The sequence below is a fragment of the Mesorhizobium sp. M0761 genome (genome assembly GCF_040320205.1).
Classification (GTDB): Bacteria; Pseudomonadota; Alphaproteobacteria; order Rhizobiales; family Rhizobiaceae; genus Mesorhizobium.
In genome coordinates this window covers 1-21,690 of record NZ_JAMYPF010000035.1, presented here as the reverse complement: position 1 = coordinate 21,690, position 21,690 = coordinate 1, and the positions used below count along the sequence as shown (strand labels likewise).

Below are 21,690 nucleotides of genomic sequence, written 5' to 3'. Positions count from 1 at the left end.
CCTGAGAATCTTCTGACCGGGTGGTTGGTCGAACAGATGCTCGATCAGGACGAAGATCAAAGCCGTAATCAACAGTGCTTTGAGATTCAGAAAATCCATACGGCGCCCCGCCGACAAGACACGATCCAAGCACTTCGTCGGTTTTAGCGCAAGTTAATGGTTTCCAGAAGGTTAACTGGCGGAGCTAGAGCAATGGCCCACCTAGTGCGTTTGACTGTATGCGATCTGGAACGCTATTGTGCAGATTGCTGCTGCTGAAATAGGTACGCCAAACGGCACGACGCCCTTGCGGTCCAGGTGCTGGACGTAGAAACGGAAGGCGCCCTCAGGCAGCAAGAGCGGGTTTTTCACAATCAACGCCGTGGCGAGGGCGAAAACCAGCAGCAGCAGAGAGAACACTGCAAGACCGCCTCCGCCGGTCAGGAATGGCATGACCGCCATCAGCTTGACATCGCCGGCACCGACCTTGCGCAATGCCCAGAAAGGGAAGAGAGCAAGAAACAGGACGAGGCCGGCCAGCGCGCTCAGGCCCATGTCCCACCATGATCCAACCAGGATCGATACGAACTGCAGTGACCCCAGTCCAAGGCAAAGCAGCAGGAGCACTTCGCGGTTGGAAATCTTCTGGGTCGTGAAGTCGAGCCACGCAATCCTCGCGAGCAAGGGTAAGGCGAGCGCTTTCAGCACCAGCGAAGCGGCAAGCAGCATTCTACTGCCGCTCGATGTTCTGCACACTGGACGACAGGAGCTTCAGATTGTTGACCACGGTCGGATCGTTGGGCGCGAGTTCGTAGGCTTTGAGGAAATTGCTGCGCGCATCCTGCAGCTTGCCGCGCAGCAGGTAGGAATAGCCGACATTGTTGTAATATTCGGGCGACGGGCCAACCAGCTTGAAGGCTCGAGCGTAGGCCCGGTCGGCGAGGTCAAAGCGGTGGATGCGGTCGCTGCAGGCGGCCAGGCCCATCCATGCGCCACCATCGTTGGGCGCCAGTTGCGTCGCCTTGTAGAACAGCGCTCCCGCATTGCCGTAGTTCTCCGCGCGAAACTGGTTCTTGGCTTCGGCAACGGCCTGATCGGACGCATAGTATTCGACGTCGCTGACCGTTTTCAACCCATCGAAAGCGTCGCCAAAGGACGTCACGTCGCCTTTCGACGGCTCGTTGGTGCGAACGACACGGTCGGTGGTGTTCGCCCCGTTCGTCTGGCAGCCGACGAGTGCCGCCATGAACAGGCAGGCCACGACTGCAATTGGCCTTTTCATAAATCTCCCCTTGAGTCCCCGACCCATATTAGGACCAAAGCATATGCGCAACTAGAAGAAAATGCCTTTCATGCGGATGACCACAGGTAGCATGATCACCATCATCACGACGGGGAAGATGCATAGGCCCAATGGAATCATCATCTTGACCGGCAAAGCATTGGCGCGCTCCTCGGCGCGCAGGATCCGCTGCGTGCGCATCTCGTCACTATAAACGCGCAGGGCTTCCGTCAGGCTGGTGCCCAATTCTTCCGATTGCCGAAACAAAACCGCCAAGGCCCGCGCCTCTTCGAGACCGATGCGGTCGGCAAGTTCACGCAGCGCTTCCCGCAACGGCTTTCCAGCGCGCAGCTGCAGATTCATGATCGAAAGCTGGATACCGAGCCATTTATGGGTACCAGCCAGTTCAGCGCCGACGCGCTCAACCGCCGCCTCCAGGCTCATGCCGGCATCGGCGCAGGTGATCATCATATCCATGAAGTCCGGAAAAGCGCGACGATAAACCTGCTTTTGGCCATTCTCGAATCGATCGAGCGCGATGCTCGGAATGACGATACAGCCAAGTCCTAGCAGGGCCGCACCAGCAAAGGCAATGCCGCCTTGCAAGTGATTCGGCAACACGCGCGAAAGAAGCGCGTACGTTACCAAGAATCCGACACACACGGCGGCAAGGCGAGACAATGTGTAAATGATCGGCGCACTGGATTGATAGAATCCGGCCCGGAACAACTTGGCTTCAAGCGCATTTGGCTCGCCGCGTTCCTTCTCCAGAGCGCGGAAATAGGCATCGACAGGCCGCTGCGCCGAAATCCTGTTGAGTTCCTGCCGCGCGCCAAGTGATCGCCGATTGCTGATGCCCTCGGACAAAAGGCTTTGCGTAACCATTCTTCTGGTCTGGAGGGCCGGCATCAAAACCAACGCGGCCACGACAAAAAATGCGGCCGCCGCCAGAAAGACCGCAAGCGAGAGCATAAGGGCCGAGTCTCCAATATTGGTCAGCAAGTTCGTGCCCTCAGAAATCGAAATTGACCATGCGGTACATGATGAAGTCCCCCAGCAGCGCCCAGAGTCCGAAGATCAGAAACACCGGCAAAACAAGTGGGTTTCCCCACACATCTCCGTAATAGCTCGGGGCGAGGCCCGTGAGGATGCCGAGCATGAGAACCGGAAACAGTGAAATGATCCAGGCCGACATGCGTCCCTCGGCCGAAAGCGCTTTTATCTTCATCCGGAGCGTCCGCCGTCCGCGCAACACGGAGGCGAGATTCGACAAGATTTCCGTCAGATTGCCACCGGTCTTGGCCTGGATTGAGAGAGACACAGACAGAAGGTGAAGCCCTTCGAAGCCGACCCTTTCCGAAAGCTTCCGCACCGCTTGCTCCAAGCTCAGGCCGAAGGTGATTTCGTCTGACACAATTCCGAATTCGGTCCCGAGCGGATCAGGCATCTCGCGCGCAACCAGGCCGATGGCCACTGTGGTTGGGTGACCGGCGCGTAGCGACCGAACAATCATATCGAGCGCGTCAGGAAGCTGCGCTGCAAATTTCTGGATTCGCTTGTTACGGGCACGCCTCAGGACGAGAAGTGGGAGCGCTAACCCGACAAGCAAGAAGGCTATGACCGCCACAATGGCCGAGAATCCCAGAAGCAACGACAGCACCAAAGCCAGCACCAAGCCAGCGAGCGGGAACATCGACGCAAATGCGAGCGGATTACCAGTAATGCCTGATTGCGTATAAAGCCTATTCAGCGCAACCGCGCCGAAAAGGTAATCGCCTGATGCCGTCAGCCCGCGCTCCTGCAACAGTCCTTGCAAACTCTGTTCGGCCGGAGATTCCTCTCCCAATCGCTTCAGCCGCCGATTGATCGCGCCTACTCGCGCCCGCCGCCCCGCAAAAGACAGGTAGAGGGATTCGGCGGCGAGGATAACGGATGCCGCTGCCAGCACATAAATGAAGTAGAGCAGAGTCTGGCCGGTCGGCATCACAGCGAAACCTGCGGATTGAAGGCGTCTTTGGCGAATTGGTGCCCCAAAGTCGCCGCCTCCTGGGCAAATCTCGGCCGGACACCGGTCGCACGAAAGTCGCCAATGATAGTTCCGTCCGTACCTACGTCGCGGCGGACGAAATGATAGATCTCCTGAAGCTGGACGACATTGCCTTCCATGCCGGTCAGTTCCGAAATCGAAACGACCCGCCTGCCACCATCGGAAAGGCGCTGCGTCTGCACTATAATATCGATGGCCGATGCAATCTGTGCGCGAATGGATTCGTGGCTCATCGGCATGCCAGCCATGCCGACCATCTGCTCGAGCCGCGATATCGCATCACGCGGCGTGTTGGCGTGGATCGTGGTCATCGACCCCTCGTGGCCGGTGTTCATGGCCTGCAGCATGTCAAAAGCTTCCTCGCCGCGAACCTCGCCGACGATAATGCGGTCCGGCCGCATGCGAAGCGCATTCTTCAGCAATTCACGCTGGCGCACTTCGCCCTTGCCCTCGACATTGGGCGGACGCGTCTCCAGCCGCCCGACATGCGGTTGTTGCAGCTGCAACTCGGCCGCATCCTCGATCGTTATCAGGCGCTCCTTGGAAGGGATGTAGCTGGACAAAGCATTGAGCAAGGTGGTCTTGCCGCTGCCGGTGCCGCCCGAAACCAGGATCGATTTGCGCGCCTGCACGGCGATCCGCAGCAGATCCACCATCGGCTGGCGGATCGAATTGAAAGCCATCATGCGCTCGAGCGAATAGGGGTTCTTCGAGAATTTGCGGATCGACACCAGCGGACCATCCACCGAGATCGGCCGCACCGCGATATTCACGCGCGATCCGTCTGCCAAACGCGCATCCACCATAGGCGACGATTCGTCCACGCGCCGACCGATGGCCGAGACGATCTTGTTGATGACACGCAACAGATGCGCCTCGTCACGGAAACGGATCGCTGTCTCCTCGATCACGCCGCGGCGCTCGATGAAGACCCGCTTGTGCGTATTGATCAAAATGTCGGCAATGGTGTCGTCTTTCAGTAGCGGCTCGATCGGCCCGAGCCCCAGCATCTCGTCGGCCGTGTCGCTGGTCAATTGATCAAGCTCGCGAGCATTCAGCGGCACATTGCGACCACGTACGAATTCGCGCACGATCGGGCGTATTTCATTCAGGATCTCATCCTTAGACGCACTTTCTAGGGTGGTCAGGTTGAACCGGTCGATCAGATGTCGGTGGAGATCGACTTTCAGCGCCAGGAACTCGTCGCCCTGCGGCGCCAGATCGGCAGCAGGCGCAAGCGGTGTTGTGATTGGCGGGGCCGCAGTCTGCACAGCCTGACGCTCGTCCGGTGCTTTGATGAAGCGGCCTAACATCTCGCCCGAGTCCCCTGAATTTCCCAAGCCTGAAACTAAGCGTTAACCAAGGGAGGCACAAGCGCCGCGCAGCGCCATGGCGACGATACTTACAACATAGTTAAGGAGGGTCTCCAAAAAAAACGTTTTATTTTGGATGAAGCACCCTTCCACGACACCTCTCGGAACCTTTCAAACCGCAACAAGGCTGTACGCAGTCGACAACTCCCCGTAAGCCGTTAGATATAAAGGTATATGCCGTACGACTAATATAGCTAGCCTTTTGTCTCACCTGTGGCAGAATTATGAACGAATGGTTAAGGGCGCTTGAAAAATTAATCGAATCAAGATCTTGTGGAAATTTAGGCCGCTCCCGATCAGGTATTGCAAGGTTAAGGAACTGTTAATCCGTTTGACTCTGCTTTTTCACGCGACCTAGGATTGAGATGACGGGGGATGCTTGGGTATGGGGTTACCTCCTTGGCTCTGTCTCGTCGGGTTCAACTCCAAAAGGGAGAAATTGACATGAAGAAGCTCATGACGATGACCCGGCAGTTCCGCGACGACGAAAACGGCGCTGCAATGGTCGAATATACAATCCTGCTCGGCATCATCACTATCGCAGTGATTGCGTCGATCGTTGTCGTCGGCGCTTGGGTCGGCGCTCGGTGGACGGCGCTTTCCACGACGTTGGCTGCCAACCCGTAGTGGCTTGACGACACCATCGACGCCGAGGACATCCTCGGCGTCGATGGACTAGGGCTTGCGATTGAAAGTGACGGAGATGCTTGAGTATGGATTTCATCCTTGGCTCGTCTCGTCGGGTTCAAACTCCAAAAGGAGAAATTGCCATGAAAAAGCTCATGACTATGACCCGGCAGTTCCGCGATGACGAAAACGGCGCTGCAATGGTCGAATATACAATCCTGCTCGGCATCATCACTATCGCAGTGATTGCGTCGATTGTTGTCGTCGGCGCTTGGATCGGCACCCAGTGGACGACGTTGTCCACGACGTTGGTTGCTAACCCCTGATATCTTGACAGGTCCACCGACACCGAGGGCACCCCCGGCGTCGATGGAACGCAGCGAACTGCGCAAACACAATCTGGCGGGGCAAATCTATGCGCGCTAATACTGTCATAATGATCATCCTCGCCGGCGTGTTCGGCGTGCTCGCGGTGGTGCTTGCCAATATCTGGCTGGCCAATCAACGGAGCGCCATGGCACGAACAGGAGATGTAGAGCGCGATACTGTCGTCGTGGCGACAGTGGCGCTGAAATTTGGTGACACGCTGTCGGCGGACAAGCTGCGTGTGGTCGATTGGCCGTCTGGTGCGGTTCCGGCCGGCGCCTTCAAAACGACGGAAGAACTTCTGACGAAAGACCTTCCAGCCGGAGGAGGCACAAAGCAGGCGTTGCAGTCGATCGGCGTCAACGAACCTGTCCTCGCCACCAAGATAACCGGCCCTGGCCAGCGCGCCACGCTGTCGGCGGTGCTTGGCGAAGGCATGAAGGCCGTTTCCATCAGGGTCAACGACGTCCTCGGCGTCGCCGGATTTGTCTTTCCTGGCGATCGGGTTGACGTGCTGCTGACGCGCAAGGTGCGCACTGCGGAGGGCGCGGACCAAAGTTTTGTCGACGTGCTGTTGCAGAGCATGAAGGTGCTCGCCGTCGACCAGGTAGCCGATGAGAGCAAAGACAGCCCGACAGTGGTGAAGTCGGTTACACTTGAGGTCAGCACCAAGGACGCCCAGAAACTTACGCTTGCCGCCGATGCCGGTCAGTTGTCGCTGGCGCTGCGCCAGGCCGCCGCCAGTAAGGGTGAGACTACGGAGCGTATTACGCTGTCGGACCTGACCGGCGACACGCCCGACGATGTCGCCAAAAGGCAGGCTGAACTTGCCAGGCAGGCAGCAGCCGACGCCGAGGCGGCAGCCGAGCGCAAGCGCGCCGACGATAAGATTGCCGGACTGGCCCAGGCCGTCGAACGGGTAGGAAGCAAGCTCGACGATCTGAGCAAGGTCAAGCCGGCTCCGGCGGTGGCCTCAGCACCCGAAGTTCAGGAAGTCGTCAAGGAAGTGGTCAAGTATGTGACTCCCGAGCCACCGGCGCGGGCGACGGTCGGCGTATTTCGGGGTGTCAAGCTCGAGACATATGACGTGCCGCGACAACCATGATAAGGTGCGGCCAACAAAATAGGGCTGCGTCGGCAGCGAGTGGGGAGTTTGGGGATGCGGAGGTCTTGGTTAAAGGTAGCGGCGGCCGCGTTGTCGTGTCTGGCCGCACTATTGCCATCGAGCCTTGCGGCTGATGCAGCAGACCGTTTCATCGATGTGTCAAACCCAAGCGTCCATCGGATTTTCCTGCCGATGTCACAGTCGGTGACGCTCCAGGTGAGCGCCAATCTCGGTGACATCGTCGTTGGCGACGAGAAGATCGCCGATGCCCAGCCGATGACCGACCGGACGCTTTACGTCATTGGCAAGAGCGCCGGCACCACCACGGTCAATCTCTTCTCCCCGGACAAGCGCTCGCTTGGTGTCATCCAGATCGAGGTGGGCGTCGACGTCAGCGACATGGCTCAGGCGATCCGCCAGGTGGCGCCCAGGGCGCGCATCGAAATCGGTTCGATCAACGGCAAGGTCAGGCTTGGCGGCCATGTCAAGGATGGCGCGACACTGGCGTCGATCCTTGAGGTCGCGCAGCAGTATGGCCCCGACGCCATCATCAATTCCGTCATCGTCGACGACAGCCAGCAGGTGAATCTCGAGGTCCGCGTGCTGGAGGCCAAGCGGAACGCCGGCCGCGACCTCGGCGTGTCGATCAGGAGCACAAATGGCAGCGGCACAACCCGTACAGGGACAGGCGTTGCGGCCGTCGACGAAGATGATGTGGTGCTGGGACCTGGGAACCTGCTCACCGGCCTGCTGTCGGGCAGCAATCCGTTTGCAGCGCTGATCACCCGCGTTATCGACAGCAACATCAAGGTCGACCTGATTATCGAGGCACTCGAGAACAAGGGCGTTGTGCGCACGCTTGCAAATCCCAACTTGACAACGCTTTCCGGGGAGCCTGCAAGCTTCAACGCCGGCGGCGAAGTGCCTATCCGTGTCATCGGCAATGATGGCCAGGTAACCATCACGTACAAGCAATTCGGCGTCAATCTGCTGTTCACGCCGGTCGTACTCGACGACGGCAAGATCCATATGAAGCTGGCGCCGGAAGTGAGTGACCTCAACGGTTTCACCACCGCCGGCGACCCGATCTTTACCAACCGCAAGCTGGAAACAGTCGTCGAACTGCGCGACGGCCAGAGTTTCGCTGTTGGCGGCTTGTTGTCCAGCAAGACCACCAAGCTGCAGAACCAGGTGCCATGGCTCGGCCAGGTGCCGGTCATCGGCACCCTGTTTCGAAATTCGAGCAATCAGAAGGAAGAGACCGAACTCGTCGTCATCGTCACGCCGCATATCGTGCGGCCGGTGAAGCCCGGCGAGCAACTCGCGACGCCGTTCGACAAGACACGGCCGGCCAACGATCCGGAATTCTTCGTGCTCGGCCAGCTCGAGGTGAACAAGGATATGATCCGAAGATATGAAACGGGTGATGGCGTGACCGGCCCCTATGGCCACATGCTGGACTTCAAATCGAAGGACAAGATGCTCTATGTCAAGAAATAGCGTCCTGATCCTCCTCTTGTGCGCCGGTGCACTATCGGGCTGCGCCGCCGATTATCTGAACAACTACGATTCGGTGACGCTGGCCGCCGGGGATACGCAAAAATACAATTCGCTGCTGCAGACGGTCGACCCATTCAATCCTGCGTCCAAAAATACGAGGATCGAAGGCGACGGCGCGCGCGCCGCCGCTGTTGCAAACAGCTACAAATTTCCGCCACCGCCGCCCCCCCCGCCGGCCATCACCGTCAACGTCGGAGCGCCGGCCTCCAACACGGTGGAATGAACAGAAGGATGCGGTTTCAGTGCGCCAGGCACAACGAGGAAACCTGGCATCAGGGGAGCAAAGAGTAAAGCCATGCTGCGAACCATTCGCGCGTTCTGGCACGATCAGAGGGGAATAGCGCTGATACTCGTCAGCGTCATGCTGCCAGCCATCATCGGCTTCTCGCTGCTGGCGATCGATATGAGCCGGGTCAACAATTTGCATAATGATCTGCAGAAAGGCGCGGACGCGTTTGCCCTTGCCGCGGCTGCTGAGCTTGATGGTCAATCCGACAGCATCACCAGAGGTGACCACGCCCTGGCTACGCTTGTGGCCAACAACTACACCTTCTCGACTGTAGGTTCAGGTGTCCCGCAGACGCTGGCTGCCGCCGGGGTGACGCGACGCTATCTCCGGTCTTTGCCTGCATCCGACAATTTGCCGATAGCTTCGGCCAATATCATCACGGATGAAATCACGGACGCCAAGAATGCCCGCTTTATCGAGGTGACGGTGACCCCAGTCGGCTTCGCTGCAATCTTCCCAGCATCGTTCTTGACCGGCAACTCCGCGAGCAATTCCTTCAATGTGAGCGCGGTCGCGGTAGGCGGCTTCAAATCGAGCGTCTGCGACTACACCCCGGTCTTCATGTGCAATCCCTACGAAGATACGAGCCTCACCGGTGGTGTAACGTTGGAAATGGCTGCCAATCAGCTGCAGTATCGCCGTCGCCAAATACTTCTGCGAGATAATGGCTACTACCAACCTGGTAACTTCGCCTTTCTTGCTTCGCCAGAGGGTAACGGCGCGAACGCATTGGAAGCGTCGCTCGCCCGCGTGAAGCCGGTCGGCTGCTATGCCCAAGATGGTGTTGACACCGAACCGGGACAAAGCACCGGCCCCGTGCAAGACGGGCTGAATGCCCGCTTCGGTATCAGCAAAAGTTACATTGGAACGTCGACTGGCCCAGCGGCCAATGTCCGGATGGGGCTCAAAAACATCAACTGCAACAACGGCCAAACCGACTTTGAGACCGACCCAACAAAGGGTGTCGGCTTGGAGCGAGACTCCTGCCAGATCACCGGCACCTGCAGCCTGATGGGCGGCCGTATGGGCACCGGCGATTGGAATGCCAGCCGCTACTGGACCGTCAATCATTCGACACGCGGCGCTTTGCCTTCATCGCTCGTGGGAGCCACCCGCTACGAAATGTATCGCTACGAGCTTAACCCCGACGGGAACCCCGCGACCAACGACAGCATCGCTGGAGATGCAGCGGTAAGCGGAGAAACCGGTAATCCGTCCTGCGGCCAGACACCGGTCACAAGCGTAGACCGGCGCGTCCTCTACGGTGCCATCATCGACTGCAATGCAATCGGGGGGTTCAACGGTCGCGCCAACAATATTCCAGTTCGCGCTTTCGGCAGCTTCTTCATCACCGAGCCTATCAAGGACAGCAAGGACATTTATGTCGAGCTGATCGACATCACCGGCAAGGGTGGGCGCGGCACGCTCGATAATTTCCTGCGCGACGAAGCACAGCTCTACCGGTGACGGCGATGATCAGAACCCTGTTCCGTCATCTCGATCGATTTCGACGCGACCACGGCGGGGCGGTGCTCGTCGAAATGACGCTGATCACGCCGCTGATGCTGATCCTGTCGGCTGGCGTGTTCGAATTCGGCAATCTGATCCACGACAAGCTGCTGATGGAGGCCGGGCTTTCGGACGGTGCTCGCTATGCAGCGCGCTGCAATAGCCAGATTTATACCGACTATGCCGATGCGGGCTTCACTGCGATCAACTGTGCGGACGTCGCCACAAACATCGCGGTGTTCGGCAACGCGGACGGGACACCACCCTCGCGTGTCGCCGGCTGGCAGAAATCGAACGTCACGGTGACTAGCGGGTCTTGCCACGACGCCGTGGAGGCCGGTGTTACCAAGTATCGCTCCACCACAGCACAGGTCTGCGTCGTCAGGGCGGCAGGCACTTTCGCATATACAGGCGTCGGGATGCTGTCATTCATCAACGTCAGCCCGATCACCTTGAGCGGCTTCCATGAGGAGCGGTTGATCCGGTTCTGAAAATGATCAGGCGTTTCGCAACATCGGAGGACGGCGCGGCGATGGTCGAGATCACCATCGTGTCGACGCTGCTGTTTACGCTTGTCCTGGGCTTCGTCGATTTCGGCTACGCACTGTATCAGTGGAACGCGGCGACCAAGGCCGTGCAGGTCGGTGCCCGGCTGGCGTCGATCTCCGATCCGGTTGTCAGCAATCTGACTGCCGCCGCCCCCACCTCGGTGCCGGGTGCCCCCGTACGGGCCGGCATCTATGGTCCGTTTGTCTGCTCGTATACCGGAACCACGGGTGCATGCAGCAATGGCGGCGCATTCGATGCTGCCGCCTTCAGCCGTATCTTCCGAGGCGACACTGCAAACACCGCCAACGACGTCTGTCCCGCCTTGGCCGCCAACCAGCGGCCAGGAATGTGTCATTTCTTCCCGGGCCTGCTGCGCAGCAACGTTGTCATCACCTATTCCGCCACGGGCCTCGGCTTCCAGACGCGGCTGGGCGGACCAGTGCCGACAATCAGCGTAAGCCTGCAGAACAGGAGCTTCCAATTCTTCTTCCTGAACGGACTGATGGGTTTCGCCGATATCAACATGCCCTCCATGCTGAGCACGGTCACGGGCGAAGATTTGAAGAGTACTGCGTCATGAATGCCATCAACACCAAGGTTACACCGACCAAGCGAAAGCAGGTGGCGCTGTTCTCGTCGGATCCGAATTTCAAGCGCGATGTGGCGACGCGGCTCGATGCGCTGGCGATCTACGACGTCAGGGTTTCCGAGACGAGCGACTTCCTTAGGGGGCCGCCCGCGGATACGCGCCCCGGCATCGTCATCCTCGACCTCGGCAATGGCGAGTTGCTCGGAAGGCCGGGCATCGTCGAGGCGCGCGCCCTTTGGGCAACCGTGCCGCTGATCGCGGTCTCCGACGAGCTGTCGTCGGAGCAGACGCGAGTGCTGGTGCGCATGAACGCTTCGGACTGGCTGCACAAGCCGCTCGACGGCAAGGAACTGCTCAACGCCGTGACCTTCCACGACACCGGCAACCAGGGAACGAAAAGCCGCATCATCACTTTCATCAGCGCCAGCGGCGGCGCCGGCGCGACGACGCTCGCTTTGTCGGCGGCCGAATTCCTGGCGTCGAAATCGAAGGAACGCGGGGCTTCCACCTGCCTGGTCGACCTCGATTTCCAGAGCGCCAATTGCGGCGCCTATCTCAACCAGTTCAACCAGTTCGACCTTGGCGGCATTATCGGCCAGCCGGAGAGGCTCGACGTCGAGTTGATGGATGTCATCAAGCTCTCGCGCCCGTCCGGGCTGACGCTCTATTCCTTCGAGAGGCCGCAATTGCCTTTCGAGCCGCAGGGCAGTGATTTTGTCTTCCGGCTCCTCGACCTCGTCGCCTACCGGTTCGACGACATCGTCATCGACCTGCCGAACATCGAGACGCCTTGGCACAATTCCGTGCTGTCGACGAGCGATGAGATATTCATCGTCTTCGAACTCAACGTCGCCTCACTGCGGCAAGGCAAACGGCTCTACAAGAAGATCCGTGAGTTGCGTGGCAATGCTGTCAGCATCACGCTGGTCGCCAACAAGCACAAGCGCAAATGGTTCGGCAACCACTTTTCGCGCAGCGAACTCGAAAAGATCTTCAAGGCGCCGCACATCAAGTCGGTCGCGCTGGACAATGCGCTTCTGACCGATGCGTTGAACCGTGCTATCCTGCCTGCCGAGGTGGATGGGCGTGCGCGCTTCAACAAGGACCTCAAGCGGATGTTCAAAGAGCGGCTCGATGACGCTGCCAAATAGGGGGCGGCCAAGTAGGTATCGGATTGGCCCGGGATTGGCCTATGTCATGAGCATTGCGCTGATGATGCTGGTCCAGGATTTCGCCAGCGCACGATCGGCACTTTCGGATCGGCCGCCGCTGCCGGCAATGGGACCCAGCCTGCGCAAGACTGTTGCCTTCGAGACGACAGAACAGCCCGGAACGATCGTTATCCGCAAGGGCGAGAAAGCGCTTTATCTGGTGACCCGACAGGGCCAGGCGCTTCGCTATCAGATCAGCGTCGGACGCGACGGATTTGGCTGGACCGGAGTGGTCGAGGTGGGGGCGAAGACCGAATGGCCGGAATGGCGCCCACCCCGCGAGATGCGCGCCCGCCAGCCGGACCTGCCGCAAATGGTGCCTGCCGGTCCTTACAATCCACTTGGCGCCAGGGCGCTCTATCTGCTTCGGAACGGGCGTGACACGCTCTATCGGATACACGGAACCAACGATCCCAAGGGTGTTGGCTTCGATGGAACATCGGGGTGTTTTCGCCTTACCAACACCGATGTGATCGATCTCTTCAAGCGCGTCGCGATCGGCGCAAAGGTGGTGGTTCAATGACGATGATCAGCGAACCGGACATGCCGGCAATCGAGATTGGGACAGCAACCCACATTGGAGAGCAAGCTGCCGTTGTGAAACCGAGCGACAGAAGCATTGTCAGCGCTGTCATCATCGGCACGTCCCTGCTCACCTTCGTGAACATAATAGCCGCGGTCTATCTCTACCGCGGCATCAGCGATGTGCGCTTTCTGGAAGGGCGCCTGGAACAACTCGGGACGTTCGAACAACGAATCGGCAGCCGGTTGGATACGGTCAACAACGGTTTTCAGAGCCGATTTGAAAAACTGGACACTCAACTGCAGAGCAGCTTTGGCGAAATCAACCGGAGCATAGCCCGGCTGGAACAGAACCAGCCTATTGTCCATGACGAAATCACGTCGAGCGCAGCGGAACCTTCCGTCGACACGACCAGCAGCATGGCGGAGGCGCCTGCTGTTCTCGATGGTGAAGACGCGACCGAGCCCAGCGTCGTCGATACACCGCGTCCGCCCAAAAGGAGGATTGCAGCTGCAGCCCCCGCCCCAAGCTCCAACTACCAGCGCATAGAGCAGGCCGACGGCAAGGTTTACTACCGAAAGATCAACTAGCGCTGGAAAAGGTGGGCTATCCTAGAGATCTCGCTGCAGAGCAACGAGCCTAGCGGCCAGCGCTTCGGCCCGCTGTCGGGTTTCGCTGAGGAAGATGACATGGCAGTAGGCGCATGCCGTCACGCCCAGAAACAGCACAAGGCTGTTCTTCAAGGTGAAATCGACCGTAAGTTGGAACGGAAGGCCGCCGGGTACCGTGAAAGAGGCGATCGTGCTGGCTGTTTCGGAATGGCTGGTGACAGCGATCATCAACCCGGCGAAAAGCAGGGCGACGTGGTTGGCAAGGAAGAAGAACGCGGCCGACCTTCTTGTGCGGCACGCCATCCAGCAAACCATCGACGCGGCGGCCAGCATCAAGGCATCAAGGACCATCGACGACCCGAGATAAAGATCGACCTGTTGCCAGAACATCGTCGACAGCGGCCTTAGTTCAAGCCAAAACCGCCACATTGTGGGACTGGCCGGATATGCTCCCAGCAAGAAAGTCGCCATGCGCTCCCCTGCCAAGATAAGCAGGATCAGAGCTGGGAAGGCAAAGAGCATTATCGACTTGCGCTTCATGTCACCCTCGACAAACTGGCAACAAGATAGCTTGCAGAGATTGAGCGAGGCTTAACGGAGCGTTGGTGGTGCCGCGGCAGCGCAGCCAGCGGCGCATGGCAGCTGCATATCAGAAAGCGGCATGCGCCATTAGTTGTTTTGGGTGAGCACGAGCGTCACCACCTTCGGCTCGACTCGTTGCAGACATCGTTCCGGAATATTGGGCCACATCGCCTTGGCGCATCCCTCTTCGCCTGGCGCCGGCGCCAGCGAGAGTTCTGAGCTACGGGCTTCCTCGGCGGTCGTAAGGAAGACCTGTGTGGCCAGCGCGGTCGCCATGGATACCTGGACGAGGATAAGGGCGTAAGCGAAACTTCTGATCATCCGCTCGAAACGCTGAATTCGCGAGCTGGTTCCAATGGCCTGCCCACCGGGTAACCACGATCGCGATTTTTGCGCTTCAGTGCCTTAGCAGTCATCGAATTCTTAGATAGCAAACCTTCGTCCATGTCCCAGCTCCTCGCCCAGACCGCGGAAACGGACGCGGTGGTTGTGGGCTCAACGTAGGTCTTGCCATTGCTGATCAGCGTGATTGCGCGGCAGACGACCGGTTCGATCTTCCGCGCGTGGCGCAAGGAGGATGTGGACGCGAGCCGCCTCCAAGTGCCGCTCAAGATTATCGAGATTCTGGACGATGGTGACATCGAGGAGATCGCGCCGCGCATCTCCCAGTCGGCCAACAATCAGAACAAGGTCGACATGGCCGACTTCTCGTCCAATCATCCCTTCCACCGACGGATGCAGGAGCTTTCGGGTCGATCTGGGCGCGACCGGCGGGCGGTATGCAACGTCAGTCACGCTGGTTCTAGGAACGTGCGCGCGGTAGCGACGAAAGCTTCCTGCGCAGGCGTTTGACTGCGGCGTCGGCGCTGGCGCACCGGAGAAGTCTGCTGTTCGGGCTTCGTGCCGGCCGCTGCTCGCGCCAACTGTGGCTAAGTTCGCCGTCCCATCCGCTCGTCACGCCGTTCAGCATCGAACGCCTGGCTACCCTTCTCAGTCCATAATCGTTGTGCTTGCTCGCCTTCTGGGCTCTCGACCTTCGCGGTCATCCAGAGCATCGCGCCGTAGTTGGCAGCGCGATCGTAGTTGGTCAGATTAACGATGCCTGCCTTGACGAGGAGGCCGATCGGTAATGCGATGGATTTTTGCACGAACATACACGAACAAACATATTATTTGTGTTGCAGCCATGTTGCAGGGACAGCAAGGAATGGGCCGAGACATGCCCGAAGCTCGTTACTTCTGGCGAAACGCGGAGTGGAACGACACAGCCAGCGGGCCTAAAATGTAGTCGAGTGCGGTGCGTTCCTCGGTGACGATCATGACTGACGCCGGCATGCCCGGATAAAGCGCAATCTGTGGGGCCGCGGCCAATTCCGCGGGATCGACCGCTACGTCGGCAAGATAGTAGGGAAGCCCGGTTTTGCTGTCGGTGACGCGATCCGCCGAAATGCGGGTGACCCGTCCATGAATGATCGGTATCGAACGCTGCTTGTAGGACGTGAAGCGGACCTCGGCCGTCATGTCGGCGCGCAGGCTGGATATGTCCTCGACCTTCACCTGCGCCTGAACGACCAACGAATTCCTAGCCGGCACGATGTCGAGGATGGTCTGGCCGGGGGCGACGATCGCGCCGGTCGAGAAAACGGTGAGATTCATCACCTGGCCGTCATAGGGCGCCCGCACTTCGGCGCGGTCGACCGTGGCTTGCGCGGCGAACATTTTCGGTACCAGGTCGGCGAGGTTGGACTGGGCGTCGATCAGCATGGTTGAGAGTTTTGCGCGGCGCTCGTTGGTGAGCTGCGCAATCTGGCTTTCAAGCTCGGCCTTACTCTGGCGGTTTCCGGCTATATCGCCGAGAGTCTGGTCGATCAGGCCCTGCAGGTCGGAGGCGGAGCGGTCGAGCTCCAGGACACGCGTGCGCGTTGTCAGGCCGGCCTTCAGCAACTTGTTGAGGCCTGCCTTTTCGTCAATCGTCGACTTGAGCTGCGCACGAAAAGATTCGACGCGCGCCTGCTTTCCATCGATCTGCTCGTCGAGTTCGGCTATCCGTTTCTGCAGGATCTGCTTGGCACCGGCCATCGAGGCGCGCTGGCTCCCGAGGTCGGCAATTTGGTTGGCCATCGCGTCCTGCAGATAGGCCTGGTGCTCAGCGGTGATGTCCTTCGGAAAGGCGACTGCCTCATGGCCGTCGAGCTCCGCACGAATGCGGGCATCGGTAGCGCGCAACAACGCATATTGCTGCGAATAGAGGTTGAATTCGGAACGGGCGTGCGTGTCCTCGAGCACCACCAGCACATCGCCTGCCTTGACGATGTCGCCATCCTTGACGCGGATCTCCTTCACCGTGCCGCCGTCGAAGTGCTGTACGCTCTTTCGATTACCTTCCACCTTGACGACAGCGTCGGCGAGCACGGCGCCGTTCAGCGGGGCAAAAGCCGCCCAGCCGCCGAAGATGCCGAAGAAGGCAATGATGATCAGCAGGCCGACACAGGCCGGCACCCGGATCGAATCCGGGGCCAGGATACCGGTTTCGCCGGACAGGCTCCGGTAGGTGAGGGCGCCGTCGCTCATCGATCTCTCCGGCCACAGCTCATTGGGTTGCCACCGCCATTCGAGCCGCGCGCTGGTTGAGCAGCGCCACGATCTCGTTTCTCATGCCGAAGGCCTCGACGGCGCCATCGCGCAACAGAAGGATCTTGTCGACATTGGCCAAGGTCGAAGGCCGGTGCGAGACGATGATCACTGTGCTGCCGCGGCGCTTGAGCTCGATCGCGCACTCGCTCAGCGCGCGGTCGCCATCGGCGTCGAGATTGGAGCTCGGCTCGTCGAGAATGATCAGGTTCGGCGTTCCGAATACCGCACGAGCAAGAGCAATCCGCTGCCGATATCCTCCCGACAGCACTGCGCCGCCTTCGCCGATCTGGGTCTCGTAGCCCTGCGGCAGACGGATGATCATCTCGTGCACGCCGGCGAGCCGCGCGGCGGCTATCACCTCCTGGTCGACATTGGTCTTGAAGCGGCCGATGTTGGCGGCGACCGTATCGGCGAAGAGTTCGATATCCTGCGGCAGGTAGCCGATGTGGTCGCCGAGCGCGTCGTGCCCCCACTGCGACAGGTCGGCCCCGTCCAGCCTGACGGTGCCGCGGCTGGGTTGCATGACGCCCGCGAGATGACGCGCCAGCGTCGACTTGCCGGCGCCGGAAGGGCCGACGATTCCCAGCGCCTCGCCTGCGTCCAGCCGGAATGATACGTCGCGGAGAAGCACTTTCTGCTGGCTGGCAATTGCAAAGCTGACCTGCTCGACCGAAATCTTGCCGGTGGGCTTCGGCAGGTTGAAAGATCTTTCGTTCAGCGCGCCCCCGTCGACCAGCTTCTCGACCCTTGCCAACGCCGCCCGGGCCAGGATCAGGCTGCGCCAAAGGCCGACGATCTGCTCGACCGGCTGTAGCCCACGGCCCAGCAAGAGGCTCGCCGCAAACATGGTGCCGCCGGTGATCTGCCGCTCGATCACCAGATAGGCGCCGAGGCCGAGGATCAGCGACTGCATGGTGAGCCGCAGGAACCGGATCAGGCCGGACATCAGGGCGGCGCGATCGCTTGCCTCCGCTTGGCGCCGCAGCGCCAGGTTACGGTCGCGCCCCCAGCGGCGGATGAGACCGTCGATCATCCCCATGGCGCGAACGACTTCCGAGTTTCTGAGGCTCATTTCGGTAAAATTATAATTGGTCGTCGCCAGGTCGTTGGCCTGCTTCAGCGGCGAACGCACGAGATACTCGGTGAGCACGGCCATGGCGATCAAGAGCAGCGAGCAGCCCAGCGCGAAGAAGCCGAGCCACGGATGCAGCAGGAAGATGATGCCGATGTAGATGGGTGACCATGGCAGGTCGAACAGGGCATGGATGCCGCTGCCGGTGATCACCTGCCTGAACGTGTCGAAATCGCGGATCGGCTGGCTTTGTGAGGAGCCCGGCGATGGGGTCTCGACCGACGCGGCGAGGACTTTTGCCGACAGCAACCGGTCGAGCCGCGCGCTGGCACGCGTCAGGATGGAGGCGCGCACCAGATCGAGGCCGGCCAACGAAAGGAAGGCCGCCAGCAACACCAGGGTCAACATCACCAGCGTGGTTTCGCTGCCGCTGGTGACCACCCGGTCGTAGATCTGCAGCATGTAAAGCGGGGACGCGAGGTAGAGCAGATTGATCGCCAGACTGAATGCCGCCGCAACCAGGAAATAGCGGCGGCACGCCAGCAAGGCGTCCTTCACAATCTTGGATTTGTTGTCGAGACTCAAATACCCAGCGGAAAACCGCCCCCCTGTCCACGCCCGGAACCGATACTACTCCTGATCGTCCAATCGGCCACGTGGTTCCCTTCCTATTCTTGCCGTAAACCTTAATTCGTAAGCTGAATCAGGAGCCCGCAGCATGAGGAGAGCCGCGCCTATCCGTGCGGCTCTCCTTTTGGTTCACATCACAAAGTCGCTCACTTGCACCACCGTCCTGCCGGTGCCGTCGTCGGCAAGTGTGAAGCTGTGGGCATCGTAGACGCCGAGCAGGTGGAGCGTGGCGTTGTGCGTGCCGTCCGTGACGGTCAACGTCCCTCCGGCGCCGTCGAGGTCCGCCTGATAGGCAGCGGACGTTCCGGTGCCGAACAGGATGTCTTCGAGGTTCACCTTGTCGTCACTGGTGATGCCGGCGATGCTTCCGCTGAAATCGAAGGAATCGTCCAGCTGCAATGTGCCGGCGGCATCCGCCGCGAACTTGACGTCGGTTGAAGAGGCCGCACCGAACTCAAGCTTCGACAGATCGCCGATCGTGGCATCGCCGTCGCCAGTGACCTGGCCGTTAATGGCAATATTGCCGCCATTGGCCCAGATCATGCCGGAATTCGCCAGCCCGCCGGTGATCGTAAGGCCGCCGGAGCCGGTTGCCTCCAGCGTTCCCGAATTGACGACGACGCTGCCTCCGGTGTCGATGACCAGCGCGTTCGAGCCGGTGGCGATGATGGTGCCGCTGTTGTCAAGGCTGAGCATCCCGCCGCCCAGCTGACCGGCGCCTGAGATGGTGTTGTCGACATTGACCAGAGTGACGTCCGGCCCCGTGCCGGAGATGACGTTGGCGGCGCTGTCGGACAGCAGGATCTGCCCGCCACCCTGCAGGGTCACGCCATGCTGGATGACCTGCAACAGCGTATCGCCGCCGCCCGAGTCAAGCGTGATGAGACCGCTGTTGTTGATAATGCCACTCAGCGGCAGCAAAGCGCCGTCGCCGATCGTCATGGTGCCGGAATTGTTGACCAACGGTGTCTGGTCGAAGACGAAATTGCTTCCGGTGAGTGCGCTCGAGTGCACGCCGTCGAGCATGATCGACTGCCCGTCGCCAAGCGTGATCACCGCGTTGCCGTTGGCGTCGTCCGCCATATGCGCCTGGACATCGGCGAAGCCAACAAAGCCGGAATAGCCGATCAGATCGATCTTGTCCGCCGCCGCATCGAAGCTGTGGACTGTGTCATTGCCGATCGGCTGCGAGAAGACGAACAGGTCGTTGCCGCTTGAGCCGGTCAGCACGTCGTCGCCGGACCAGGCGAAGATCGGCGAGCCCGGCGCGTAGGCTTCGACATTGTCGACGATCAACGCGCTGCCGGTCGTGCCGTCTGCGTTGGTCCAGGTCATCTGGACGTCGAGCACGGCTGCGCCGGTGAATTCGGAAGGCGTGGTGACGGTCAGCGATTGCACGTCGTTCGTGTTAACCGTCCACGTGCCGTCGCCGTTGTTAGTGCCTTCATTCAAAGTCCACCCCGAAGGAACGCCGGCGATTGTGACTAAGACGGGGACAAGATTCGCCGACGGTGCGGTCAGGGCAAGATTGATCGGCTCTCCGGCGATGCCGGCGGGCGCTACAGCCAGGCCACCAGTATCCAGGAAATCGCCTGCCGCCACCGACGGGGTGCCTGCTAGATGGATTTCGAGCAGCCCAGAGTTGCCTTGCGCCAGGGCACCGGCGGTCTGGTTGGCGTAGACAATCGTCTGATTGGTGGCGCTGTCAAAATGCCAGGCGATAGTATGCGCCGCGACATTTGCGACCCCCACGTCGCTCGTTTTAAACGCCGTGAAAGCCGAAGCGATAAAGCTCGTCAAATCGATCTTGTCCGTCCCCGAAGTGAAATCGGCGATCGTGTCATAATTGGCAACGTTGTTGACAATGCCGGACTGGGAGTCGGTGATGGCATTGTACTTGAACGTATCGCTTTGCCCGCCCCCCGCCAGAAAATCGCCTCCGCCATTTCCAATAAGGGTGTCGGTCCCAGCACCAGCGATAATTCCGTCGAAGCCGGAGCCCCCCGCGATGGTGTCAGTTCCATTTAGACCGTAGAACAAATTAATTCCGGTTGTGGCCGATAGCGAGTCGTTACCGGTTCCTCCAGCTATAACATTGACTGGCACCGATAAGGTATTGGCCCCAAACGTAACTGTCACAGTGAGATGGTAAGTCGCGTTTGAGCCTACGTTAGATGTCCCGGTCGACAGCAGGCCTGTAGTCGAGTTGATAGCGAAGCTGTTGTTGTCGCCTACGTTGCTGGGGAGCGAGAAGGTATAGGTGTTCGCGTTAGGGTTCCCGATGACATTGAAAATTCCAAGGTCAGTGTTCTTGTTGAGCTGATTTCCGGATTCAAGATTACTGATTTGCGCTGAAGTCAAGGTCACCGCGAGGCCTGCCACCGCGACAGTGAAGTTCGAGCTCGGACCGGACAGCGCATGATTGTCAGTGGCCTGAACTCCGATCGTGTAGGAGCCCGCATTGAGACTCGAGCTGTCGGCGACGGTCACTACGCCGGTCGCCGAGTTGATAGCGAACAGATTGTTGGGATTGCTCGTAAAGCTATAGGTAACCGTGTCTCCGGCGTCGGGATCGGTCGAATTTGCCGTGACCCCGATAAGCGTGCCATTCGCGGCGTTCGCGGCAACGAAATTGTTCGCGCTGTTGGTATCGGTAGGCGCCGTCGGCGCCTCGTTGACGTTGGTGATGCTCAGCACCACGGCCTTGCTGGCGATCAGGCCGCCGCCGTCGGTGTCCACGACATTGAAGCTGTAGGAACTCTTGGCCTCGAAGTTGGCCGAGGTGTTGAGCGTGACTTGCCCACTGGAATTGATGCTCAACAGCGACGCATCGGTGCCGGTCAAGCTCCAGGTCTTGGTATTGTTCGGCGCCGTGGTGTCTGGATCGGTCGCCGTCGCGGTATACACCACCGTGCTGGCCGGCGCGTTCTCCGCCACGCTAGCCGTCGCACCCGAGGTCACCGTCGGTGCCTCGTTGACGTCGGTGATGCTCAGCACCACGGCCTTGCTGCCAGTCAGGCCGCCGCCGTCGGTGTCCACGACATTGAAGCTGTAGGAACTCTTGGCTTCGAAGTTGGCCGAGGTGTTGAGCGTGACTTGCCCACTGGAATTGATGCTCAACAGCGACGCATCGGTGCCGGTCAAGCTCCAGG

General features: G+C 59.8%; 23 protein-coding genes. 12 read left to right on the top strand and 11 right to left on the bottom strand.

All coding sequences use genetic code 11. The features are described 5' to 3' along the window. Window positions 1–201: 201 nt before the first annotated feature. Genes NKI32_RS30890 through NKI32_RS30870 form a run of 5 tightly spaced genes read right to left on the bottom strand, consistent with a single transcriptional unit; the run spans window position 202 to window position 4,621 of the window. Window positions 202–708, bottom strand: coding sequence for a prepilin peptidase (locus tag NKI32_RS30890; RefSeq protein WP_353005123.1), 507 nt, complete (start codon window positions 706–708; stop codon window positions 202–204). A gap of 1 nt (window position 709) precedes the next feature. Further along, a complete protein-coding gene (locus tag NKI32_RS30885) occupies window positions 710–1,261 on the bottom strand; it encodes a tetratricopeptide repeat protein (protein ID WP_023818943.1) in 552 nt (183 codons plus the stop codon). Between the two features lie 51 nt (window positions 1,262–1,312). Next, a complete protein-coding gene (locus tag NKI32_RS30880) occupies window positions 1,313–2,263 on the bottom strand; it encodes a type II secretion system F family protein (protein ID WP_353005120.1) in 951 nt (316 codons plus the stop codon). 10 nt (window positions 2,264–2,273) lie between these two features. Beyond that, entirely contained in the window at window positions 2,274–3,245 is a 972-nt protein-coding gene (locus tag NKI32_RS30875; RefSeq protein WP_353005118.1) for a type II secretion system F family protein, read from the bottom strand. Then, window positions 3,245–4,621: a TadA family conjugal transfer-associated ATPase gene (locus NKI32_RS30870; RefSeq protein WP_023818940.1), complete on the bottom strand. Its 1,377-nt coding sequence runs from the start codon at window positions 4,619–4,621 to the stop codon at window positions 3,245–3,247. The genes NKI32_RS30875 and NKI32_RS30870 overlap by 1 nt, the downstream gene beginning before the upstream one ends. A 504-nt stretch (window positions 4,622–5,125) precedes the next feature. Here NKI32_RS30870 and NKI32_RS30865 point away from each other — a divergent pair. From NKI32_RS30865 to NKI32_RS30815, 11 genes are all read left to right on the top strand, one after another. After that, on the top strand, window positions 5,126–5,308 hold the full coding sequence (locus NKI32_RS30865; RefSeq protein ID WP_353005116.1) for a Flp family type IVb pilin: 183 nt from the start codon (window positions 5,126–5,128) through the stop codon (window positions 5,306–5,308). A gap of 86 nt (window positions 5,309–5,394) precedes the next feature. After that, complete coding sequence (locus tag NKI32_RS30860) at window positions 5,395–5,634, top strand: Flp family type IVb pilin (RefSeq protein WP_353005114.1); 240 nt, start codon at window positions 5,395–5,397, stop codon at window positions 5,632–5,634. 89 nt (window positions 5,635–5,723) lie between these two features. After that, entirely contained in the window at window positions 5,724–6,779 is a 1,056-nt protein-coding gene (gene cpaB, locus NKI32_RS30855) for a Flp pilus assembly protein CpaB (protein WP_353005112.1), read from the top strand. 54 nt (window positions 6,780–6,833) lie between these two features. After that, window positions 6,834–8,279: a type II and III secretion system protein family protein gene (locus tag NKI32_RS30850; protein WP_352513721.1), complete on the top strand. Its 1,446-nt coding sequence runs from the start codon at window positions 6,834–6,836 to the stop codon at window positions 8,277–8,279. Next, window positions 8,266–8,562 (top strand): hypothetical protein, encoded by a 297-nt coding sequence (locus NKI32_RS30845; protein ID WP_352513722.1) that lies wholly within the window; start codon window positions 8,266–8,268, stop codon window positions 8,560–8,562. Before NKI32_RS30850 ends, NKI32_RS30845 begins: the two co-directional genes overlap by 14 nt. Before the next feature lie 72 nt (window positions 8,563–8,634). Further along, window positions 8,635–10,095, top strand: coding sequence for a TadE/TadG family type IV pilus assembly protein (locus NKI32_RS30840; protein WP_352513723.1), 1,461 nt, complete (start codon window positions 8,635–8,637; stop codon window positions 10,093–10,095). A gap of 5 nt (window positions 10,096–10,100) precedes the next feature. Next, window positions 10,101–10,628 carry a TadE/TadG family type IV pilus assembly protein gene (locus NKI32_RS30835; RefSeq protein WP_352513724.1) on the top strand — a complete coding sequence of 176 codons (528 nt, stop codon included), beginning with the start codon at window positions 10,101–10,103 and terminating at the stop codon, window positions 10,626–10,628. A gap of 41 nt (window positions 10,629–10,669) precedes the next feature. Continuing rightward, the gene (locus tag NKI32_RS30830) at window positions 10,670–11,266 is read left to right on the top strand and encodes a TadE family protein (RefSeq protein WP_245274436.1); all 597 of its coding nucleotides are present in this window, start codon (window positions 10,670–10,672) and stop codon (window positions 11,264–11,266) included. Then, complete coding sequence (locus NKI32_RS30825) at window positions 11,263–12,426, top strand: CpaE/TadZ family protein (protein WP_023738782.1); 1,164 nt, start codon at window positions 11,263–11,265, stop codon at window positions 12,424–12,426. The genes NKI32_RS30830 and NKI32_RS30825 overlap by 4 nt, the downstream gene beginning before the upstream one ends. Then, a complete protein-coding gene (locus NKI32_RS30820) occupies window positions 12,410–13,009 on the top strand; it encodes a L,D-transpeptidase (protein ID WP_352627298.1) in 600 nt (199 codons plus the stop codon). The genes NKI32_RS30825 and NKI32_RS30820 overlap by 17 nt, the downstream gene beginning before the upstream one ends. Beyond that, entirely contained in the window at window positions 13,006–13,599 is a 594-nt protein-coding gene (locus tag NKI32_RS30815) for a hypothetical protein (protein ID WP_353005107.1), read from the top strand. The genes NKI32_RS30820 and NKI32_RS30815 overlap by 4 nt, the downstream gene beginning before the upstream one ends. 21 nt (window positions 13,600–13,620) lie before the next feature. On the opposite strand, the gene NKI32_RS30810 is transcribed toward NKI32_RS30815, so the two are convergent. Both NKI32_RS30810 and NKI32_RS30805 read right to left on the bottom strand, forming a co-directional pair. After that, entirely contained in the window at window positions 13,621–14,160 is a 540-nt protein-coding gene (locus NKI32_RS30810) for a hypothetical protein (RefSeq protein ID WP_353005105.1), read from the bottom strand. Between the two features lie 129 nt (window positions 14,161–14,289). Beyond that, a complete protein-coding gene (locus NKI32_RS30805) occupies window positions 14,290–14,478 on the bottom strand; it encodes a hypothetical protein (protein WP_156929786.1) in 189 nt (62 codons plus the stop codon). 237 nt (window positions 14,479–14,715) lie between these two features. On the opposite strand from NKI32_RS30805, the gene NKI32_RS30800 reads away from it, so the two are divergent. Next, on the top strand, window positions 14,716–15,054 hold the full coding sequence (locus tag NKI32_RS30800) for an AIPR family protein (protein WP_353005103.1): 339 nt from the start codon (window positions 14,716–14,718) through the stop codon (window positions 15,052–15,054). A 77-nt stretch (window positions 15,055–15,131) separates the two neighbouring features. Here NKI32_RS30800 and NKI32_RS30795 read toward each other — a convergent pair whose 3' ends face one another. The 4 genes from NKI32_RS30795 to NKI32_RS30780 all read right to left on the bottom strand — a co-directional run bounded on the left by NKI32_RS30795 (window position 15,132) and on the right by NKI32_RS30780 (window position 21,682). After that, on the bottom strand, window positions 15,132–15,350 hold the full coding sequence (locus NKI32_RS30795; protein WP_245260421.1) for a conjugal transfer protein TraD: 219 nt from the start codon (window positions 15,348–15,350) through the stop codon (window positions 15,132–15,134). An 85-nt stretch (window positions 15,351–15,435) separates the two neighbouring features. After that, window positions 15,436–16,773, bottom strand: coding sequence for an HlyD family type I secretion periplasmic adaptor subunit (locus NKI32_RS30790; RefSeq protein WP_352513730.1), 1,338 nt, complete (start codon window positions 16,771–16,773; stop codon window positions 15,436–15,438). Between the two features lie 19 nt (window positions 16,774–16,792). Then, the gene (locus NKI32_RS30785) at window positions 16,793–18,493 is read right to left on the bottom strand and encodes a type I secretion system permease/ATPase (RefSeq protein WP_352573811.1); all 1,701 of its coding nucleotides are present in this window, start codon (window positions 18,491–18,493) and stop codon (window positions 16,793–16,795) included. Window positions 18,494–18,667: 174 nt separating this feature from the next. Further along, window positions 18,668–21,682, bottom strand: coding sequence for a beta strand repeat-containing protein (locus NKI32_RS30780; protein ID WP_353005100.1), 3,015 nt, complete (start codon window positions 21,680–21,682; stop codon window positions 18,668–18,670). Between the last annotated feature and the right edge of the window lie 8 nt (window positions 21,683–21,690).

Excerpts from the sequence above, each read along its gene's own strand:
- NKI32_RS30850 (WP_352513721.1), top strand. The coding sequence starts at position 6,834 with ATGCGGAGGTCTTGGTTAAAGGTAGCGGCGGCCGCGTTGTCGTGTCTG.
- NKI32_RS30875 (WP_353005118.1), bottom strand. The coding sequence starts at position 3,245 with ATGCCGACCGGCCAGACTCTGCTCTACTTCATTTATGTGCTGGCAGCG.
- NKI32_RS30840 (WP_352513723.1), top strand. The coding sequence starts at position 8,635 with ATGCTGCGAACCATTCGCGCGTTCTGGCACGATCAGAGGGGAATAGCG.
- NKI32_RS30870 (WP_023818940.1), bottom strand. The coding sequence starts at position 4,621 with ATGTTAGGCCGCTTCATCAAAGCACCGGACGAGCGTCAGGCTGTGCAG.
- NKI32_RS30830 (WP_245274436.1), top strand. The coding sequence starts at position 10,670 with ATGGTCGAGATCACCATCGTGTCGACGCTGCTGTTTACGCTTGTCCTG.
- NKI32_RS30890 (WP_353005123.1), bottom strand. The coding sequence starts at position 708 with ATGCTGCTTGCCGCTTCGCTGGTGCTGAAAGCGCTCGCCTTACCCTTG.
- NKI32_RS30820 (WP_352627298.1), top strand. The coding sequence starts at position 12,410 with ATGACGCTGCCAAATAGGGGGCGGCCAAGTAGGTATCGGATTGGCCCG.
- NKI32_RS30825 (WP_023738782.1), top strand. The coding sequence starts at position 11,263 with ATGAATGCCATCAACACCAAGGTTACACCGACCAAGCGAAAGCAGGTG.
- NKI32_RS30860 (WP_353005114.1), top strand. The coding sequence starts at position 5,395 with ATGGATTTCATCCTTGGCTCGTCTCGTCGGGTTCAAACTCCAAAAGGA.
- cpaB (WP_353005112.1), top strand. The coding sequence starts at position 5,724 with ATGCGCGCTAATACTGTCATAATGATCATCCTCGCCGGCGTGTTCGGC.
- NKI32_RS30865 (WP_353005116.1), top strand. The coding sequence starts at position 5,126 with ATGAAGAAGCTCATGACGATGACCCGGCAGTTCCGCGACGACGAAAAC.
- NKI32_RS30845 (WP_352513722.1), top strand. The coding sequence starts at position 8,266 with ATGTCAAGAAATAGCGTCCTGATCCTCCTCTTGTGCGCCGGTGCACTA.
- NKI32_RS30790 (WP_352513730.1), bottom strand. The coding sequence starts at position 16,773 with ATGAGCGACGGCGCCCTCACCTACCGGAGCCTGTCCGGCGAAACCGGT.
- NKI32_RS30805 (WP_156929786.1), bottom strand. The coding sequence starts at position 14,478 with ATGGCGACCGCGCTGGCCACACAGGTCTTCCTTACGACCGCCGAGGAA.
- NKI32_RS30810 (WP_353005105.1), bottom strand. The coding sequence starts at position 14,160 with ATGAAGCGCAAGTCGATAATGCTCTTTGCCTTCCCAGCTCTGATCCTG.
- NKI32_RS30835 (WP_352513724.1), top strand. The coding sequence starts at position 10,101 with ATGATCAGAACCCTGTTCCGTCATCTCGATCGATTTCGACGCGACCAC.
- NKI32_RS30815 (WP_353005107.1), top strand. The coding sequence starts at position 13,006 with ATGACGATGATCAGCGAACCGGACATGCCGGCAATCGAGATTGGGACA.
- NKI32_RS30885 (WP_023818943.1), bottom strand. The coding sequence starts at position 1,261 with ATGAAAAGGCCAATTGCAGTCGTGGCCTGCCTGTTCATGGCGGCACTC.